The following is a 17,994-nucleotide window of genomic DNA, read 5'->3' on the forward strand; positions in this document are numbered from 1 at the left end:
ACCCTACTGCTCGTACCAGGTCCGACGGGCGGGCACGGAGACCAGTTCGCGTTCGGGGTAGCGCAGCGCGGTGAGCCGGCCGCCGAACACGCAGCCGGTGTCCAGGCACAGGGTTCCGTTCACCCACCCCGGTTCCTCGACCGGCGTGTGTCCATAGAGGACCATGGCGGCGCCGCGGTAGTCCTGCGCCCACGGGTAGCGGACGGGGAAGCCGCGCGCGTCGCGCTCGCCCGTGCTGACGCCCCACAGCGCCAGCGACCGCATCCGCTCCGACTGGCGGCCGTGGTAGCGCTCGGGCAGCCCGGCGTGGGCGATGACGAGCTTGCCGCCGTCCAGGACGTAGTGCGGCACCAGGGCGTCGCAGAACGCCAGCACCTCGGCCCGGAACCGCGCGGTCTCGCGGGCGAGTTGGTCCAACGAGTGCTCCAGGCCGTGGCTGACCTGGACCTGGCGCCCCTGCAACGCCCGCACCAGCTTCTCCTCGTGGTTGCCGCGCACGCAGACGGCGTTGCCCGCCGCCACCATGGCCATCACGAGCCGCAGCACGCCCGGCGTGTCCGGGCCCCGGTCCACGAGGTCGCCGAGGAACGCCACCTTGCGCCCCTCCGGGTGCGCCCCTTCGGCGGAGTAGCCCAGTTCGCCCAGCAGGTCGACGAGCTCCTCGCGGCACCCGTGCACGTCGCCGACCACGTCGAACGGCCCGGTCTCGTGGCGCAGGTCGTGCGGCAGTGGCTCGGCGGAAGGCTCCATGACCCCAGTCTGATCGACGAGTCCGGCGGTTGTCCGGGAATTACTGTGGAGCCATGACGAACCGGCTCGCGTCCTCGACCAGCCCGTACCTCCTGCAGCACGCCGACAACCCGGTGCACTGGCGCCCGTGGTCGCCGGAGGCGTTCGAGGAGGCGCGCGAGCGGGACGTGCCGGTGCTGCTCTCGATCGGGTACGCGGCGTGCCACTGGTGCCACGTGATGGCGCACGAGTCGTTCGAGGACGAGGCCACCGCGGCGTACATGAACGAGCACTTCGTGAACGTGAAGGTGGACCGCGAGGAGCGGCCGGACGTGGACGCGGTCTACATGGCCGTCACGCAGGCGCTCAGCGGGCACGGCGGCTGGCCCATGACGTGCTTCCTCACGCCCGACGGCGAGCCGTTCTACGCGGGCACGTACTACCCGCCGACGCCGCGCCAGGGCATGCCGTCGTTCCGCCAGGTGCTGGAGGCCATCGAGCACGCGTGGCGCGAGCAGGGCGACGAGGTGCGCGAGTCGGCGGCGGGGATCGTGGCGCAGTTGGCGTTCAAGCCGCTCCCGCAGTCCACAGTGGACGAAGAGGTGCTGGCCGGTGCGGTGGTGTCGCTGCTCGGGCACTTCGACCGGACCAACGCCGGTTTCGGCGGCGCGCCGAAGTTCCCGCCGTCGATGGTGCTGGAGTTCCTGCTGCGCCACCACGAGCGGACCGGGTCGGTCGAGGCGCTGTCGATGGCGCGGACGACGTGCGACGCGATGGCGGACGGCGGGTTGTACGACCAGCTCGCGGGCGGGTTCGCGCGGTACAGCGTGGACGCGGCGTGGGTCGTGCCGCACTTCGAGAAGATGTTGTACGACAACGCTTTGCTGCTGCGCGCGTACACGCACCTGAGCCGCCGTGACGACAACCCCCGGTACCGCCAGGTCGTCCGCGGGACGGCCGAGTTCCTGATCCGCGACCTCGGCACGGCCGAGGGCGGGTTCGCGGCGTCGTTGGACGCGGACACCGAGGGCGTCGAGGGTTCGACGTACGTGTGGACGCCCGCGCAGCTGGTCCAGGTGCTGGGGTTGGCGACCGGAGCGCGCGCCGCCGAGCTGTACGGCGTGACGGACGAGGGCACGTTCGAGCACGGCACGTCCACGTTGCGGATGCTCGGCACGCCGGACGACGAGATCGCGGCGAAGCTGCTGGAGGCGCGCGACCGCAGGCCGCAGCCGGGACGTGACGACAAGGTCGTGACGGCGTGGAACGGCATGGCGATCGTGGCGCTGGCGGAGGCGGGGGCGGTGTTCGGCGAGCCGCGGTGGGTGGAGGCGGCCGTGCGGGCGGCGTCGCTGGTCCTGGACCTGCACCTGGTCGGCGGTCGGCTGCTGCGCACGTCGCGCAACGGCGTGGCGGGCACGGCGGCGGGCGTGCTGGAGGACTACGGCTGCTTCGCCGACGGCCTGCTCGCCCTGCACCAGGCGACCGGCGACGTCAAGTGGTTCACCGCCGCCTGTGGACTGCTGGACACCGCGCTGGCCCGGTTCGCGGGGGAGGAGGCCGGGGTCTACTACGACACGGCGGACGACGCCGAGGCGTTGGTGCAGCGGCCGTCGGACCCGTCGGACAACGCGAGCCCGTCCGGCGCGTCGGCGCTGGCCTCGGCGCTCGTGACGGCGTCCGTGCTGGGCGGGCCGTCGACCTACCGCGACGCGGCCGAGGCGGCACTGGGCCGGGCCGGCCTGCTGGCCGCCCGGGAGCCCCGCTTCGCCGGGCACTGGCTCAGCGTCGCCGAGGCGTTGGCGCTCGGGCCCGTGCAGGTCGCCGTGGTCGGTGACGCGTCGGAGCTGGTCAGCGCCGCGTGGAGGGGTGTGCACGGCGGCGGCGTGGTGGTGGCGGGGTCGCCGGACTCCGCGCCGCTGCTGGCCGACCGGCCGCTGGTGGACGGCCGTGCGGCGGCCTACGTCTGCCGGGGGTACGTGTGCGACCGGCCCGTGACGTCGGTGGCCGAGCTGACGGAGGCCCTGGCTGTCCACCGCTAGCGAACCGCCCACCGGTGCGGTTGTGGTCGGCGTAACGTCGGCATCGTCGTAATCATGTAATCGAGGTGGTGCGAGATGCGACGTGGATGGGGAGGAAGGGGCGGCTGGCAGCAGGCCGAGCAGCCGCCCGCGGACGACGCGGCGGGCTGGTTCGGCGGCAGGCTGCCCGACGGCTGGTTCACCGGGGCGCCGGTCGTGACGGTGGACCGGGAGGAGATCCTGGTCGTCGGCACGCTGCCGCCGTTGGAGGGCACGTTCGCGGACGACGCCGAGCGCACGGCGGCCGAGTCGGGCCGCATCAGCCGCTTCCGCGAGCAGACGAGGGACGAGCGGATCGAAATCGCCCGCCAAGCCGAACACCGCTACCGGCGCAAGGTCGCGTGGGGTGCCAGGATCGGAAATACGGAAGAACTGTTCACCACCCTCTCGGTGCCGGTGATGACGCGGCTGCGGCAGCCCGAGCGGATGGTGCTGGACACTCTCGTCGCGGCGGGCGTGGCGCGTTCACGTTCCGAGGCCCTGGCGTGGGCCGTGCGCCTGGTGGGCGAGCACGCGGACTCGTGGCTGACCGAACTGCGCGCCGCGATGACCCGCGTGGACGACCTACGAGCCCAAGGCCCCGACCTGGCGTGAGAACCACCCGTTTCCCGGCGAACCCGGGAAACGGGTGTCCACGAATCCGCCTCCACCGGGCGTCTCGACGCCCCAGAGCTGCCGGGTCGAGATCGTCAGCACCTCTTGTCACGTGGTGCCCGTTCACATGCCTGCGCCTGGTGTTCCCAGCCGTGCAGTCTCGCGTTGGCGAAGGCCGCGCCTCGGTGTCCGGAGCAGTCCGAGCCAAGCCATTTCAGCAGGTCGCCGGCCCGCGACCGTTCACGGTGGTTCGACGCGGCACGCGCCCGTTGCTACACCGGTCGCTACACCTGCGTAGCGCGGCTCTGCCCGTCCTCGATGGCTCGCTCCTCGGCGGTCAAGGCTCGCTCCACCCAGTCGAGGAACGCGGGAAGCTGCCGGTCATCGCTGAAGCAGTCCCGCTCCGTGCCCGCGATCTCGTGCTGAAGGTGCGGCCACTCCAGCCGTAGGGCGTTGTAGTGGGCCTGTCCCGTCCGCTCCTCGGGGTGGCTGCGCATGTAGTCGTTCACCAGGTCGAGGTACCGGCTGATCAAGTCCATGACACCCCCTCGCCCGGAACGCTAGCCGCTCCACCTAGCCGTGCCCAGCTCGGTCAAGCCGCGGAACCGCGCGACCGTCGCCGCCAAGGGGACGGCCATCGCGGAGGTCAACACGGGGCCCGGTCGGATTCACCACAAAACCGCCGGTCAGGAGTAGATCGCGAACCAGATGGCGATGATCTGGTCACCGGTCGGACGGCTCGTGCCTGGCAAGCCTGGAAGTAGCCTCTGACCAGGCCAAACGTCACTCGTCATTTCTCACCTGTTCTTGCTGTCTCCTGACGTCCGACGGCCTGGAGACGGCCTGGCCTCGACTCGTTCGCACTCGGGCACCACCTTGGCACACGCGCCGGGGTGGTGCCCTCTTCGTGTCGTGGGCCTGGCGCTCCTCGCCGGGTGGCCTCCCGATGGCAAGGCGGCGTCAGCCGTCGCGGCAGCCGATCGCCGTGCCCAGCCCGACCAAGCCGCATAACCGCGCGATCGTCCCGCCCTGCGCCCCTGCCGAGCTGCTTCCCGTCGCGCCTCCAGCCTGGCCGCGCGCCGCCACTCGACCACGTGCACCGACTCCGCGCCCGGCCGACGGGCGAAGCGGAGCGGGAGCCCGGCGTGCCGGGATGCGGGGAGTCGGTGCCAACGTGAGTCGGACCTGGCCGCGCGCCGCCGCAGGCGGCGCGCCTTGATCTCATACAGCACAATTCGGCAAGTTGTTACACAGGTGGCTGGATGGTTTGTAGATCTGGGCTGAACTCACTGCCGTGGTTGGCGGCAAGGAGCATCTGTGTAAGCCGGTGAACATGCTGGCGAAGTTCCTCTGGCCAATTCTTTTTATCCCAATTCGCGCAAACACCTCTGGCGGCGCGTATCTTGTCCGCTTCTTTGTCGGGCGCGTCGATAAACTTGAGCGGATTGGCCCAACGGTTTGCGGTGCCGACAACCTCTCTGCCTCTGTGGTTCTTTCTGCATACTTCTTTCAGGAGTTGGTCAGGGACGTAACTCTCGATCGTGTACCAGTCTGTCACCCAGGCGAAAGATGAAGGGTCATCACCGGAAAGTGCGTCTACCATCCGCTGTTTCGTAGAGTTTATCTTCGCGTCAGAAGACTTCTTGTCCGAGTCGATCAGAATTGCCACATTCCTGTTTAGTCGACGTAGCGAGATGAAATCGTCAACGTCGACAGGGTCATCCGCCGTCAAGGCGTTAAGCAGTTTGCCGCCGTAGAACATAATCGAGTAGTGAATACCCTCTATGAGTCGGTTTTCACTCTCAGAGTCGATCCAGTGGCGAACATAAACCCGATCCGAGGGGCCCTCCACCCATACGGCCGCGTTGGTTTGCAGCAAGTCGGATGGTCGGTAACCCAGGTCCACGCAGACGTTGGACACTTGAGCCGCTGTCTGAGCTGTCTCGACCCGACTTCCTGCGCCAGCAGTCCGCTGCACTGAAAAAACCGAGGAGCGCTCGTAGTCAAGCATGTGTGCGGAATGAGTGGCGATCAGATACTGATTGTTAGTCTTCGTTCGGAGATAATGGAGCAGCTTTCGTTGCAAGATGGGATGGAGGTTTACTTCTGGCTCTTCAATGCATACCAAATGCTGATCGAGTATAGTCGCCGCAGCGGCAATGACGATTACCTGATGTATTCCCGTGCCATAGTGCTCGAGTGGCAGCATCTCGTCGTTGCGGGATATGTTAATGGTGGACAAATTGTGTGGTATCTCGATCTGTGCATCGCGATCCTCGAAAACGGTCTGCACGAATCGGTTAATTTCCGCGAATTTCGTACGATCGTGCCGTCGTTCGGCCGTCGGGCTCTGAAGCTTTTGTAGCGAAGCGATGAGTCCGCTGCCGTCGTAAACGGGTGTATCCAGTTCGCGATTGTCGGCTCGGCGAAATGCGCCGATGGTTTCTACCGGCGGTAACCACTTGCGGGCATCGAGGAAGTTGATGATTCTCTGCGCATCTGCGGCTTCTCCGCCTCCGGAGGTCTGGGTCAAAACGTTCGACAAGTGTTGGACAGCCGATATGCCAACTTGGTTAGTCAACTCCCTGCATTGGTCAAGGCTCACCGCTTGTCCGTTTGTGCCTGGGGATGACATATCCATCCGAACCCATATCAGGTTATCTGACGTAACCCTGAACTGCGGAGCCTTCAGCAAGTTTATGAGTGCTTCACCCGCGCCGGAGCGCCGTTGATTGGCGTTCTCGATTTTTTCGGCTATCCGTGGATCGTCATCCCGGATCGCTATAGCATAGGATAGCGTCGACGTATCTCCATCAGAACGTTGAGGTACGTCCAGTCCTACGGGTGCAGGTGTACTTATCTTGTGGTTGAGGTAACGATAGGCGAAAGTCAGAAGGTTCGACTTTCCCGAGTTGTTTTGACCAGCAAGGAGTGAGATTTTGCTGAGTGGTGACACCGAAGCTTGAGGCGTTCCGTAAAGGCTCCGAAAGCCTGAGACGGCGAAGCCGGCGAGTAGGACCGGGTCATCTTCCATGTCATTCCTATGGTGAGTCTAAGTGTATTGATTTTATGGCCTTATGCGCGGGTATCGAGTAGATTGATGCCGTCGTGCGGCCTACTCTGTGCTCGGTCGAGAAATGCATCCATCACTCGCACGCTATATGCGGCTGACATACTGGATTTGACCTCTTCAATGGTCATCCAGCGGATTTCTGTGGCCTCTTCGGTGAATCGCTGAGGCATGTTGACCGGTGTGCAAAAGTAGACAAGGGCGACAATTCCCCTCGTCATGTTTTTGTATACTCCGGTCAACTGGTGGACATGGACTCGAACTCCAGTCTCCTCGAAGACCTCCCGCTGCACTCCATCCTCGAAGGTCTCTTGTAGTTCGAGCACGCCGCCTGGTGGTTCCCACTGTCCGTTGTCTCGGCGGCGGATGACGAGGACTTCGCCTGCCTCGTTCACGACGATTCCGGCGACGCTGACCGAATGGCGCGGCGTGTCTGTCATTGGTCCGCTTTCGTTCGTGAGGCCACTGTGGGACGATGTACACGTCTAGTCGTCTGTGGGAGTAGGAGACCATGCTCGATCTAGGGACTATAGACAGAACGGTGGATCGTCCGCCGTATCGGCAGATCGCTGACATCCTGCGTCAGCACATCGAGCGCGGTCGCCTGGCTCCTGGTGAGCAGTTGCCGTCCGAGGCCGTGATGATCGAGCACTACGGCGTGGCTCGGATGACGGTTCGTGAGGCCATCAAGGAGCTGCGAACCGAGGGCCTGGTGGTGGCGCAGCACGGTAAGGGCGTGTTCGTGCGATCGGCTCCGCCGGTGCGTCGGTTGGCGTCGGACCGGTTCGCGCGGCGGCATCGGCAGGAGGGGAAGTCGGCCTTCCTGGCTGAGGCTGAGGCGGCTGGGCATGTGCCGGGGGTCGATCAGATCCGGGTGACCAACGAAGCGGCGTCGGCTGAGGTGGCGGAGCGGTTGGGGTTGAAGCCTCGGGAGCGGGTGATCGTGAGGTCGCGGCGGTACCTGGCGGACGGACGGCCGGTGGAGGTGGCCACGTCGTACATCCCGGAGTCGATCGCCAAGGGGACGGCTATCGCGGAGGTGAACACGGGGCCTGGTGGCATCTACGCGCGGATCGAGGAGGCTGGCCACGAGCTGGCGCGGTTCACCGAGGAGGTGTCGGCGCGGATGCCTACGCCGGATGAGCGCAAGGCGTTGGAGATCGGGTCGGGGTCGCCGGTGTTGACGTTGGTGCGCACGGCGTTCGACACCGAGGGGCGGCCGGTGGAGGTCTGCGACACGGTCAAGGTGGCCACGTCGTTCGTGTTGGAGTACGACGTCCCGGCCAGGTAAGGCACGTTGCAAAAGCGAAGAAAGGAGCGGACTGGTTGAACTCCTCTAGACAACTAGCTACCGTGAACTTGTCTAGAGGACTAGGTGAGCTGATCGGCTCCGGTCAAGGAGCCCAACGGAAGATCGAGAAAGGTCTAACGATGGCTATTGCTGCTGGTCACAGGTTTCCGATCACCTTCGACGAGCTGTTCCCGCAAGGGTTCTTCGTGCTGAAGGTGGAGCGGGCGCAGGAGTTCAACGAGGGCAAGGCACCGCACCCGGCCAACGACAAGGTGACGGGCCTGCCGGTGTGGACGGTGCAGGGCACTGACCCGTCGGCGCGGGGGAAGAACACCGGGGCGGTGGTGAAGATCGCGTCGGAGTACCAGCCGGTTCCGCCGGAGGTGCTGCCCGGTACGCCGTTCCGCCCGGCGGTGTTCACGGGGTTGAAGGTGTCGCCGTACGTCCGGGACGGCTGGGTGAACTACACGATCTGGGCCGAGGAGATGGTGTCGCCGCAGGAGGCAGCGGCGAAGGGGCGTCGGGGCAACGGCAAGTCGGACTCGTCGGCGGGCGCTCCGCCGGTTGCGGCCTGAGAGGGGGCGGATCGTGGAGATCGAAGGACTGTTGACGCCTGGCCCGAGCGCCAAGCCGGAAGTGGTCACCAAGCCGGGTACGGACTGGTACGGGCTGCGGCTGGTGATGGACCCCGGTGAGGTCGTGTTGGGGCTGCCGGAGGACGAGGACGGGCGAGCGAGGCTGGCGACCTTCCTGACCGAGCTGGGCAGGGCCGCGTACTTCCTCGCCGGAGTGCTCGATCCGTCGCCGAACCACGTGTTGATGCCGGGAAGCGGCACGGTGTGGTCGGACGCCTCGATCTACGGGGACTCGGGGCCGGGGAGTCGGCCGCGATGACCGCTGCCGCCGGGGCAAGGCCGAAGTACGCGGTCTTCTTACGGGCCAACTCCTTCGGGCGGGCCATGGCGTTGGCGGGTTTCCGTTCCGATTACGCGCTGGCCAAGGCGATGGGGCTCAATCGGTCGACGGTGAAGCGGGTGCGGACCGGTGAACTGATGCCGGGGCCGGGGTTCATCGCAGGTGCGCTGAAGGCGCTTGCTCCGATGGCGTTCGAAGACCTGTTCGTGGTCGACGTCAGCGAGGAGTGACCGTGCCTGCGGGTGCGTGACAACCGAACAGATCGCGGCTGGTCGGTGTGGTCGCGGGGAGACAGTCCAAGTCTTGGCGGGCTCCGGCTGTCTCCCTGCGATTCACCTGACTGGCTTCGCCATGCACTTTTGTTGACACACAAGGGATTCCAGTCATGCAGAGGGTATCTCGTCGCCGGGGACGTGCGTCAAGTCGGGCCGTCGCCCCGTCAGGGTGGAAGCTGTCCAACGGTTCGAAGTGCCAGCGGTGCAAGCGGTTCGGTGTGTTTGCGCCCGGACAGCTCGCCTGCTGCGCCTGTCTGGGGTGGCTCGCGCTGATCTTCGCCCCGGCAAGGGGTGTGGCCTGATGGCGCGATGGGTTGATCCGGCTCCGTTCGAGGGTGCTCGGCCTCGGGTGCCGTGGTGGGCGTTGGTGCCGGGCAAGCTGAAGTGGCTGGCGCTGATGGTGGCCGTGGTGTGGCTCCTCCTGATCGGCATCGTGCGCCTGGTGCTCGTCGTGGTCCGGTACCCGGTGGTCACGCTGGTGCCGTTGACGGCGGCCTGGTGCTGGCTGCGGTTCGGGCTGGCGCCGCTGGTCCTGGCCTTGCTGAGCCTGACGGCAGGGCTCGCGGTCTGGGCTGGCCTGGATCGGGCGTCGTTCCTGCGGCACGTGTGGTTCCGGCTGGTCACCGAGTACCGGCGGGCGACGGTGTACGTACCGCGTTGGCGCACCACCATGCGCCTGGCTGAGCTGGCCAAGGACAACCGGGGACGCGAGTACCGGCCCAAGCTGCGGCGCGTCCGGTCCGAGGGATGGCGTGACCGGGTTCGGGTGCGGATGATCCCGGCGCAGGCACCGGAGGCGTGGGAGCTGCGCCGTGACGGCCTGGCGCACTCGTTCGGGGCGCAGTCGTGCCGGGTGCGGGTGCTGAGGCCGAAGGTGATCGAACTCGACCTCATCCACTCCGACCCGTTGGCTCGGTCGCTGCCGGTGCCATCCCTGGCCGACGATGCGGACGCGGTCGATCTGAAGCGGGTAGTGGTCGGCCGCACGGAGACCGGTAAGCCGTGGCGGATTCGCTTGCAGGGCAACCAAGTCCTCGGCGTCGGCGTGCAGGGTGCGGGCAAGGGGTCGGTGCTGTGGTCGATCATCTGGAACCTTGCCCCGGCGGTGCGGGCCGGTCTCGTGCGCCTGGTGGGCATCGACCCTAAGGGCGGTATGGAGCTGGGGCAGTGCCCGGATGCCTTCACACGGCTCGTGTTCGACAACGGTCGTGAGGCGGTCGAGCTGCTGGAGGAGCTGGCGGCGGAGGTCAAGGAACGTGCTGCCCGGTACCGGGGTGTCCGGCGGCTGTGGGCTCGGTCGAACGGTGAGCCGTTCACGGTGCTGGTGGTTGACGAGCTGGCGGACTTGATCGCCTACCAGCCGGACAAGGGCCTGCGGGAGCGGGCCACCCGCGCCATCCAGACCATCACCTCACAGGGCCGCGCTCCTGGCTTCTGCGTCCTGGGCTTGGTGCAGGACCCGCGTAAGGAGGTCGTGGGCTTCCGGCACCTGTTCGGTACTCGCGTGGCGCTGCGCCTGGACGAGTCGGCGCAGGTGGACATGGTCCTTGGTGACGGTGCGCGTGCCCGTGGCGCTGCGGCGCACGAGATCAGCGAGCAGACACCCGGCGTGGCCTGGGTGAAGACCGATGGGCGCGGTGAGCCGGAGCGCGTGCGGGCCTTCCACGTCACAGACGCGGACCTGGTCGAGCTGGGTGTCTACCTGGCTGATGCCACGGTGCACGACTTCCCGACTCGGCCGGATGGCAGTGGGGAGGTGGCAGCGTGAACACCCCTGTCGTCCCTGCGGTGCCGCTCGACGTGGCGGGCATGACCTCGGCCGAACGTGCCCGGTTGCCGCTGTCCCTCGACGTGGTCAAGGCGGCGGCCGAACAGCACGGCGTCTGCACTCGGCCCGTGCTGAGGGAAGTCGTGGACCTGGACACCGGAGAGGTGCGGATCGTCGGCATCCGCTGCAACTCCACCCAGGCGTCCAAGTGCCCGACCTGCGCCGAGCGCAACCGTCGCTCCCGCATGGCCCAGTGCCGAGAGGGCTGGCACCTCGACCACGAGCCCGTGGCCGAACGGCACGCGCCCACGGCCGACCAAGTCGAGCTGGTCACCTACCGCTCGGACCTGACCGCCGAGTACCGCCGTGCCGTGGGTGAGGGCGCGGTCGATCAGGTGGAAGACCTGCGCGAGGGCATCCGGGAGGCGGACGCGGACCTGAAGCGGGAGGGAGTCCGCGGGAACCTCCCCAACGTCGAGCGGCCTGGGCGAGCGGCGCCAGTCAGGTCGACTCGTCGCAGGCAGGACGCGCCCAACCTGCCTCGGCGGAAGGTCGCCAAGCGCACGGTGGGGCGGGAGTTCGCGGGCAAGTACCGGCCCTCGACCTTCGTCACGCTCACGCTCGACTCGTACGGCAAGGTCGGGCCGGACGGTTCCTCAGTCGACCCGGACACCTACGACTACCGGCGGGCGGCTCGGGACGCGGTGCACTTCGCCTCCCTGGTCGACCGGTGGTGGCAGAACCTCCGCCGGGTCGTCGGCTGGGACGTCCAGTACTTCGGCACGGTCGAGCCGCAGCGCCGGATCACGCCTCACGCGCACTTCGCCGTACGCGGCTCGATCCCGCACAAGGTCGTCCGCCAGGTCACGGCGGCCACGTACTTGCAGGTCTGGTGGCCACAGCACGACCGGATGATCTACGGCGGTGACCGGCTGCCGGTCTGGGACATGCGCACCAAGGGCTTCGTGGACCCGGACACCGAACAGCCGTTGACCACCTGGGCCGACGCCGTGGCGAACCTCGACGCACCCGCCCACGTGGTCGAGTTCGGCCGCCAGGTGCACTCCAAGGGCATCCTCGGCGGCACCGAGGAGTCCGGGCGACACATCGGTTACCTGACCAAGTACCTCACCAAGTCCATCACCGAAGTGGTCGACGCCGACACCTCACCACGCCTGGCCGACCACGCCGACCGCCTGGCCGCCGAGCTGGCCGTCACCCCGTGCTCCGAGCGCTGCTCCGTCTGGCTGCTCTACGGCGTCCAACCCAAGGGCGTCACGTCCAAGACCACGCCCGGCCACTGCAAGGGCAAGGCGCACCGCCGAGACACCCTCGGCCTGCCCGGCCGCCGTGTCCTCGTCTCCCGGCGCTGGTCCGGCAAGACGCTGGCTGAGCACAAGGCGGACCGGGCCACGTTCGTCCGCGAAGCGCTCAAAGCCGCTGGCATCGCCAAGCCGGAGGACGAACGCGCCCGACTTCAGTGGGGACCGGTCCGGCCCGGTGACCCACACGCCCCGTCCCGAACCGAGCTGCTGATGCACATGATCGCCCAGCGGCTCGCCTGGCAGGCCGAGTACCAGCAGGCACAAGCGGCGCTGGCACCTCCGCCGGAAGTTTCAGCAATCGCAGCTTGATCAAGGGGGAGTCGTGGGGGAGATCGAACCGCTGTGGGGAGTGGAAGAGGTCTCGGCGTTCCTGGGAGTGCCGGTCAAGACGCTCTACCAGTGGAAATGGCGTCGTTACGGGCCGCCGGTGCGGAAGGTCGGCAAGCACCTCCGCTACGTGCCTGCACAAGTCCGTCGATGGGTCGAAGACCTCGCCGCCTAGCTGTTTCAGCAGTTCAACCGACAGGAGGAGTTTGCCGTGGGTCACATCCAAGATCGCTGGTGGAAGGAGGAGCGCGACCCCGTGACGCAGCAGGTCACGCGGGTCAAGACCTCCTCGTACGGCAAGGGCCTGCGTTACAAGGTCCGCTACCTCGACCCGCAGGGCACCGAGAAGAGCAAGAGCTTCCCGGACAGGCAGAAGAAGCGGGCGGAGGACTTCCTGCTGGCGGTCGAGTCGGACAAGCGGGAAGGCAAGTACGTCGACCCGAAAGCCGGAGAGATCAAGTTCTCCAAGTACGTCGAGACCTGGTACGGCGGCCAGTCCCAGGACGCCGCCACGCAGGAGAACCTGCGCAGCCAGGTGGACAAGCGACTGGTCCCCTTCTTCGGCGGGATGGCCATGAAGTCGATCACCATCCCGAGGGTCCGGGAGTGGTTGGGCTCGATGGGTGAGGCCGGTCTGAGTCTCCGCTACCAGCAACTTCTGTTCGACCGGCTGTCCTCGATCCTGAACGCGGCGGTGGAGGAGAAGATCATCACTGGCAACCCGTGCAAGGCCCGGAGCGTGCAGCGGCCGTCACCGCCGGAGCGGCGCATCAAACCCTGGCCGGAGGCACGGATGCGGGCCATCCAGCTCGCCTTGCCGGTTGAGTACAAGATCGCCTTGGTGCTCGCTGCGGGCACCGGGCTGCGCCAAGGGGAGATCTTCGGCCTGGGCGTGGACGAGATCGACCGGGACGCGCGTGAGCTGCACGTCGTCCGTCAAGTCCGGATCGTCGGCAACCAGCTCGTCTACGCCTTGCCCAAGAGCAAGAAGGCACGGACCGTGCCGCTCGGTGACGGCGTCCTGGACGCGCTGGACGACCACATGGCGGCTCACCCGCCGGTTGACGTCACCCTGCCGTGGGACCGGCCTGGAGGTGATCCGGTGACCGTGCGCTTGGTGCTCACGATGGACGGCGGGGCGGTCAGACGCCAGGTGTTCAACATGGGCATCTGGCGTCCGGCCTTCACCACAGCGGGCCTGGAGTACCGGCAGCAGGAAGACGGGATGCACGGACTCCGGCACCTCTACGCGTCCAGCCAGCTGGAGAACGGCGTCTCCATCAAGGCCCTGTCCGCCCACCTCGGCCACCACGATCCGGGCTTCACGCTCCGGACCTACACGCACCTGATGCCGACCAGCCACGACAAGAGCCGCAAGGCCGCCAACCGCCTCTTCAAGCCCAAGAAGCGACGTGACGGCCTGGAGACGGCCTGATCATCGAAAACGACTACCGCCCGACCACAAAACCGCTGGTCAGGAGTAGATCGCGAACCAGATGGCGATGTAGTGGCACAGCGCCGCCAGCACGGTGGCCGCGTGGAAGAACTCGTGGTAGCCGAAGACTTCCGGCCAGGGATTCGGCCAGCGGGAGGCGTAGAAGACGGCGCCCACGGTGTAGAGCAGGCCGCCCACCAGCAGCAGGACCAAGGCCGCCACGCCGACGTGGTGCAGCAGGTCGGGCAGGACGAAGACCGCCACCCAGCCCAGGGCGATGTAGATCGGCACCCCGAGCCACCTCGGGGCGTGTGGCCAGGCCAGTTTCAGCGTCACGCCGCCCAGCGCGCCGAGCCAGACCACGAGCAGCACGACGTTGCCCGTGTCCGGCGGCATGGCCAGCAGCGCGAACGGGGTGTAGGTGCCGGCGATGAAGACGAAGATCATCGAGTGGTCGAGGCGCTTCATCCACGTCCGCGCCCGCACGCTGACCCAGTTCACCCGGTGGTACAGGGCGCTCACGCCGAACAGGCCGAGCACGGTCGCCCCGTACACCGACGTCGCCAGCGCCGCCTTCGCCGACACGGTGGCCGCGGCCAGGGCGATCAGCGTCGCGCCCGTCGCCACGGACACCACGAACGACCAGAGGTGCAGCCACCCCCGCAGGCGGGGCCGCAGCGCGGCCTGCGGGCTATGAGTCGACGTGGTCACGCCCTGAGGTTACGGGAGCGTAGGTGACCCGGTCAGCACACGACGGCGTGACCGCGCCCACCCGGCGTACGCTCTTCCAGCGTGGGTCTTCGCGAACAGGTCAAGAGCGTCCTGCTCAAGGGTTACGAGTTCCGCCTCAACCGATGGCTCGACGGCAAGCAACGACCACGCCACGTCGGCGTGGTGCTCGACGGCAACCGCCGGTGGGCCCGGGAGGCGGGCTTCGACGACGTCGCGCACGGCCACCGGGCCGGCGCGCGCAAGATCCTCGAACTGCTGAGCTGGTGCCGCGAGGCCGAGGTCGAGGTCGTCACGCTGTGGATGCTGTCCACCGACAACCTCAACCGGCCGGCCGAGGAACTGGACCCGCTGCTCGGCATCATCGCCGACATCGTCGACGAGCTCGCCGAGCCCGGTAACCCGTGGCGCATCCGGCACGTCGGCGCGCTGGACCTGCTGCCGACCGAGACCGCCGCCCGGCTGTCCGCGGCGGCACTGCGCACCAAGGGCCGCACGGGCCTGGAGGTCAACGTCGCGGTCGGCTACGGCGGCCGGCAGGAGATCGCCGACGCGGTCCGCAAGCTGCTGCAGAAGCACGCCGAGTCCGGCGGCACGATCGAGGAGCTCGCCGAGGTCCTGGACGTCGACCACATCGCCGAACACCTCTACACGTCCGGTCAGCCCGACCCCGACCTGCTCATCCGCACCTCGGGCGAGCAGCGGCTGTCGGGCTTCATGCTGTGGCAGTCCGCGCACTCGGAGTTCTGGTTCACCGAGGCCTACTGGCCCGAGTTCCGCCGCACCGACTTCCTGCGCGCCCTGCGCGACTACGCCGTCCGGCACCGCCGCTTCGGCTCCTGACGCCGGGCCGGGTGACGGCCGGTCGCCCATCGCCGGGGAACGCCCGAGGGCGGCACCCCCCGACCGGGAAGTGCCGCCCTCGAGAACATCAGGCCGGGCTCAGTCCTCCGAGTGGTTGTCCCCGGCGTCTTCCGAGTCGTTGTCGTCGTTGTCCGTCGCGATGCAGTAGCTCTCGTCGTTGTTCGAGAGGATCGGGATCGCGAGGACGTTGACCTCGACCTCGCAGATGTTGACCTGGCTCAGCAGGTCGGAGTCGTTGCCGAAGTTGATGAGGCCGAACTGGTCGGCGACCGTGTCCTCGTCCGAGTCGTCCTCGAAGTACTGCTGGTTGTGGTACTCGCCGACAGCGGTGTAGTGGCCGTCGTCGTAGTCACCGTGCGGCGTCGCGAACGCGGGGGAGCCCAACAGCATGAGACCGGCCGCGGCGATGGCGACGGCACCTGCCTTCTTGAACATGTAAACACACTCCTCTAGTGGGGAATTGATGTGACGCCCATAACCTTGCTCGCGCGTTCCGAGCATTCGGGGAGTCTGCGGCTCAGGCGGTTTGCCCTCGCTCCGGTAATTTACTTGCTGGCGTTGTGGATTGCACCCGGATGAACACCATCGTGTGAACGATGTATATTCGGCATGGCTCTCGGGGTAGAAATCCGGACATCGCGCCCACGTACTCGCGTCGTCATATCCAACGGTATTGCGCGCTATCCGGTTATTCGGCGGTGCGCACGTCCTCGGTCGTCGTTCGGCGACCTCGGCGCGCCCGTCGGCCTGGCGGAGGGGAGGGACCTCAGTTGCCGTCGTCGTCCGCGACGGCGCACAGGCTCTCGTCGTTGTTCGACAGGATCGGGATGCCCAGGACGGCGTTGACCTCGATCTCGCAGACGTTCAGGCCGCTCGCGACATCGGAGTCGTTGCCGAAGTTGAGCAGGCCGAACTGGTCGACGACGTTCCCGCTGCCGTCGTCGTCGTTCACGAGGGTGAAGCCCTGTTCGGATCCGTGGCCGTTCTCCTCCTCGTGGGGTTCGCCGCTCACGGCGAACGCCGGGGCGCCGATCAGCGTCAGTCCGGCCACGATCGCGGCGAGCGTACCTGCCTTCTTCAGCACTTCACACTCCTCTTTGCGGGTTTCCCCGGACGATCCGGCGCGGCCCGGAAGCCGGACCTGCCGTCTGATCGGCAAACTACCGAACATCCGCCCCCGTGTGGATCTCGATAACACGATTGTGTGATCCGCCGAACGTGGGCGTCCCCCATTGTGGTGTCTTTTCGGGTCTGAATTCGTCCGCGCGGTTCGGCTGTGGTAAACCGGGCGGTCATCTCGTATGGTCTTCAGTCCGTGGACGGCGACCGGATCGTGCGTGAGTACCTGCTGCTCGGGCTGAGGCTGGACCGGCTGTCGCCGGGGCTGGTCGACTCGTTCACCGGCGACCGCGCGCTGCGCCGGGCCGTCGACGTGGAGCCGAGGCCGTACCCCGTGGCGTTGACCGAGCGGGCCGCGCTGCTGCGCCGCGAGCTGCCCGGCGCCGACCTGGAGCCCGAGCGCAAGCGCTTCCTGGACGCCCACCTGGTGGCCGCCGAGACCATCGCGCGCAAGCTCGCCGGGGTGCGTGTCGGCTTCGTGGAGGAGGTGCGCGCGTACTTCCAGGTCGACATCCGCCCAGGTCACACGGACACCTACCGCCGCGCGCACGCCGCGCTGGACGCCCTGCTGCCCGGCTCCGGCTCGCTGGCCGAACGGCTCGCCGACCACCGCGCGCTCGACGAGGTGCCGCCGCGTCGGCTCAAGGACACGGTGCACGCGCTGTCCAGCGCGCTGCGCGACCGCGTGCGGCAGCGGTTCGAGCTGCCCGCGAACGAGGTGGTGGAGTACGAGGTCGTCACCGACAAGCCGTGGAGCGGCTTCAACTACTACCTGGGCGGCTTCCGCTCGCGCGTGGCGATCAACGCCGACCTCGGCCACCGGATGTCGAACCTGCCGCACCTGGTCGCCCACGAGTCCTACCCCGGCCACCACACCGAGCACTGCCGCAAGGAGGTGGGCCTGGTCGGCAAGCGCGGGCACGCCGAGCAGGCGTTGTTCCTGATCAACACCCCGCAGTGCCTGATGGCCGAGGGCATGGCCGAGCTCGGCCTGCACGCCGTGGTCGGCGCCGGCTGGGGCCGCTGGGCCGAGGAGATCATGGCCGACCTCGGCCTCCGGATGGACGGCGAGCTGGCCGAACGGGTGGAGAACGCCCTCTCCGGGCTGCTCACCGTGCGTCAGGACGCCGCCCTGATGCTGCACGACCGGCGTGCCCATCCGGATGACGTGGTGGACTTCCTGTGCCGGTGGCTGCTGGTTCCCGAACGCCGTGCCCGCCACATGCTGCGGTTCCTCGGTGACCCTCTGTGGCGGGCGTACACGACGACGTACGTCGAGGGTGTGCGCCTGGTCCGCGCGTGGCTCGACCTCCGCGCCCGGACGGACACCTTGAGCGACCGCTACCTGAGACTTCTTGACGAACCACTGGTGCCGGCGACGTTGGCGGCAGAGGTCTCGGCCGGGGTGCCCTGGTTGTCCCGCGACCCTGGGTGACGGACCGCGCCACGTCCGGCCGCACGTGCCCTGAGCT

The 17,994-nt window shown here is 67.5% G+C and carries 18 protein-coding genes and 1 pseudogene; 12 read left to right on the plus strand and 7 right to left on the minus strand.

Annotation, left to right across the window (positions count from 1 at the left end; all coding sequences use genetic code 11):
* Window positions 1-9 precede the first annotated feature (9 nt).
* Window positions 10-735 (minus strand): annotated as a pseudogene (locus ACZ7GX_RS08125) (metallophosphoesterase); the annotation flags it as partial.
* Between the two features lie 68 nt (window positions 736-803).
* On the opposite strand from ACZ7GX_RS08125, the gene ACZ7GX_RS08130 reads away from it, so the two are divergent.
* Together ACZ7GX_RS08130 and abmR are read left to right on the plus strand one after the other, a co-directional pair.
* Window positions 804-2,771 carry a thioredoxin domain-containing protein gene (locus ACZ7GX_RS08130; RefSeq protein WP_498774167.1) on the plus strand — a complete coding sequence of 656 codons (1,968 nt, stop codon included), beginning with the start codon at window positions 804-806 and terminating at the stop codon, window positions 2,769-2,771.
* Between the two features lie 75 nt (window positions 2,772-2,846).
* Window positions 2,847-3,404: an ATP-binding transcription factor AbmR gene (abmR, locus tag ACZ7GX_RS08135; RefSeq protein ID WP_498774169.1), complete on the plus strand. Its 558-nt coding sequence runs from the start codon at window positions 2,847-2,849 to the stop codon at window positions 3,402-3,404.
* A gap of 284 nt (window positions 3,405-3,688) precedes the next feature.
* On the opposite strand, the gene ACZ7GX_RS08140 is transcribed toward abmR, so the two are convergent.
* The 3 genes from ACZ7GX_RS08140 to ACZ7GX_RS08150 all read right to left on the minus strand — a co-directional run bounded on the left by ACZ7GX_RS08140 (window position 3,689) and on the right by ACZ7GX_RS08150 (window position 6,914).
* Window positions 3,689-3,943: a hypothetical protein gene (locus ACZ7GX_RS08140; RefSeq protein ID WP_498774170.1), complete on the minus strand. Its 255-nt coding sequence runs from the start codon at window positions 3,941-3,943 to the stop codon at window positions 3,689-3,691.
* A 707-nt stretch (window positions 3,944-4,650) separates the two neighbouring features.
* Entirely contained in the window at window positions 4,651-6,438 is a 1,788-nt protein-coding gene (locus ACZ7GX_RS08145; RefSeq protein ID WP_498774172.1) for an AAA family ATPase, read from the minus strand.
* 41 nt (window positions 6,439-6,479) lie between these two features.
* On the minus strand, window positions 6,480-6,914 hold the full coding sequence (locus ACZ7GX_RS08150; RefSeq protein WP_498774174.1) for an NUDIX hydrolase: 435 nt from the start codon (window positions 6,912-6,914) through the stop codon (window positions 6,480-6,482).
* A 101-nt stretch (window positions 6,915-7,015) separates the two neighbouring features.
* Between ACZ7GX_RS08150 and ACZ7GX_RS08155 the strand changes: the two genes are divergently transcribed.
* The 8 genes from ACZ7GX_RS08155 (at window position 7,016) to ACZ7GX_RS08190 (ending at window position 13,810) form a co-directional block, all read left to right on the plus strand.
* Window positions 7,016-7,765: a GntR family transcriptional regulator gene (locus tag ACZ7GX_RS08155; RefSeq protein ID WP_498774176.1), complete on the plus strand. Its 750-nt coding sequence runs from the start codon at window positions 7,016-7,018 to the stop codon at window positions 7,763-7,765.
* Between the two features lie 140 nt (window positions 7,766-7,905).
* Window positions 7,906-8,340: a hypothetical protein gene (locus ACZ7GX_RS08160; protein ID WP_498774178.1), complete on the plus strand. Its 435-nt coding sequence runs from the start codon at window positions 7,906-7,908 to the stop codon at window positions 8,338-8,340.
* Window positions 8,341-8,353: 13 nt separating this feature from the next.
* Window positions 8,354-8,659 carry a hypothetical protein gene (locus tag ACZ7GX_RS08165; protein WP_498774180.1) on the plus strand — a complete coding sequence of 102 codons (306 nt, stop codon included), beginning with the start codon at window positions 8,354-8,356 and terminating at the stop codon, window positions 8,657-8,659.
* Window positions 8,656-8,910 carry a transcriptional regulator gene (locus ACZ7GX_RS08170; protein WP_498774182.1) on the plus strand — a complete coding sequence of 85 codons (255 nt, stop codon included), beginning with the start codon at window positions 8,656-8,658 and terminating at the stop codon, window positions 8,908-8,910. Before ACZ7GX_RS08165 ends, ACZ7GX_RS08170 begins: the two co-directional genes overlap by 4 nt.
* A 346-nt stretch (window positions 8,911-9,256) precedes the next feature.
* Window positions 9,257-10,723, plus strand: a complete 1,467-nt coding sequence (locus tag ACZ7GX_RS08175; protein ID WP_498774184.1) for an FtsK/SpoIIIE domain-containing protein — start codon at window positions 9,257-9,259, stop codon at window positions 10,721-10,723.
* A gap of 41 nt (window positions 10,724-10,764) precedes the next feature.
* The gene (locus ACZ7GX_RS08180; RefSeq protein ID WP_498774642.1) at window positions 10,765-12,357 is read left to right on the plus strand and encodes a replication initiator; all 1,593 of its coding nucleotides are present in this window, start codon (window positions 10,765-10,767) and stop codon (window positions 12,355-12,357) included.
* A 13-nt stretch (window positions 12,358-12,370) separates the two neighbouring features.
* A complete protein-coding gene (locus ACZ7GX_RS08185; protein WP_073895785.1) occupies window positions 12,371-12,550 on the plus strand; it encodes a helix-turn-helix transcriptional regulator in 180 nt (59 codons plus the stop codon).
* A gap of 36 nt (window positions 12,551-12,586) precedes the next feature.
* Window positions 12,587-13,810 carry a site-specific integrase gene (locus ACZ7GX_RS08190; protein WP_498774187.1) on the plus strand — a complete coding sequence of 408 codons (1,224 nt, stop codon included), beginning with the start codon at window positions 12,587-12,589 and terminating at the stop codon, window positions 13,808-13,810.
* A 39-nt stretch (window positions 13,811-13,849) separates the two neighbouring features.
* Here ACZ7GX_RS08190 and trhA read toward each other — a convergent pair whose 3' ends face one another.
* Window positions 13,850-14,521 (minus strand): PAQR family membrane homeostasis protein TrhA, encoded by a 672-nt coding sequence (gene trhA, locus ACZ7GX_RS08195; RefSeq protein ID WP_498774189.1) that lies wholly within the window; start codon window positions 14,519-14,521, stop codon window positions 13,850-13,852.
* Between the two features lie 81 nt (window positions 14,522-14,602).
* Between trhA and ACZ7GX_RS08200 the strand changes: the two genes are divergently transcribed.
* Entirely contained in the window at window positions 14,603-15,382 is a 780-nt protein-coding gene (locus ACZ7GX_RS08200; RefSeq protein WP_498774191.1) for an isoprenyl transferase, read from the plus strand.
* Window positions 15,383-15,481: 99 nt separating this feature from the next.
* On the opposite strand, the gene ACZ7GX_RS08205 is transcribed toward ACZ7GX_RS08200, so the two are convergent.
* Window positions 15,482-15,838: a hypothetical protein gene (locus ACZ7GX_RS08205; protein WP_498774193.1), complete on the minus strand. Its 357-nt coding sequence runs from the start codon at window positions 15,836-15,838 to the stop codon at window positions 15,482-15,484.
* Between the two features lie 331 nt (window positions 15,839-16,169).
* Complete coding sequence (locus tag ACZ7GX_RS08210; protein ID WP_498774195.1) at window positions 16,170-16,487, minus strand: hypothetical protein; 318 nt, start codon at window positions 16,485-16,487, stop codon at window positions 16,170-16,172.
* 231 nt (window positions 16,488-16,718) lie between these two features.
* On the opposite strand from ACZ7GX_RS08210, the gene ACZ7GX_RS08215 reads away from it, so the two are divergent.
* Window positions 16,719-17,957, plus strand: a complete 1,239-nt coding sequence (locus ACZ7GX_RS08215; RefSeq protein WP_498774197.1) for a DUF885 domain-containing protein — start codon at window positions 16,719-16,721, stop codon at window positions 17,955-17,957.
* Window positions 17,958-17,994: the final 37 nt, after the last annotated feature.

This window comes from Actinosynnema sp. NPDC037264 (genome assembly GCF_055603705.1).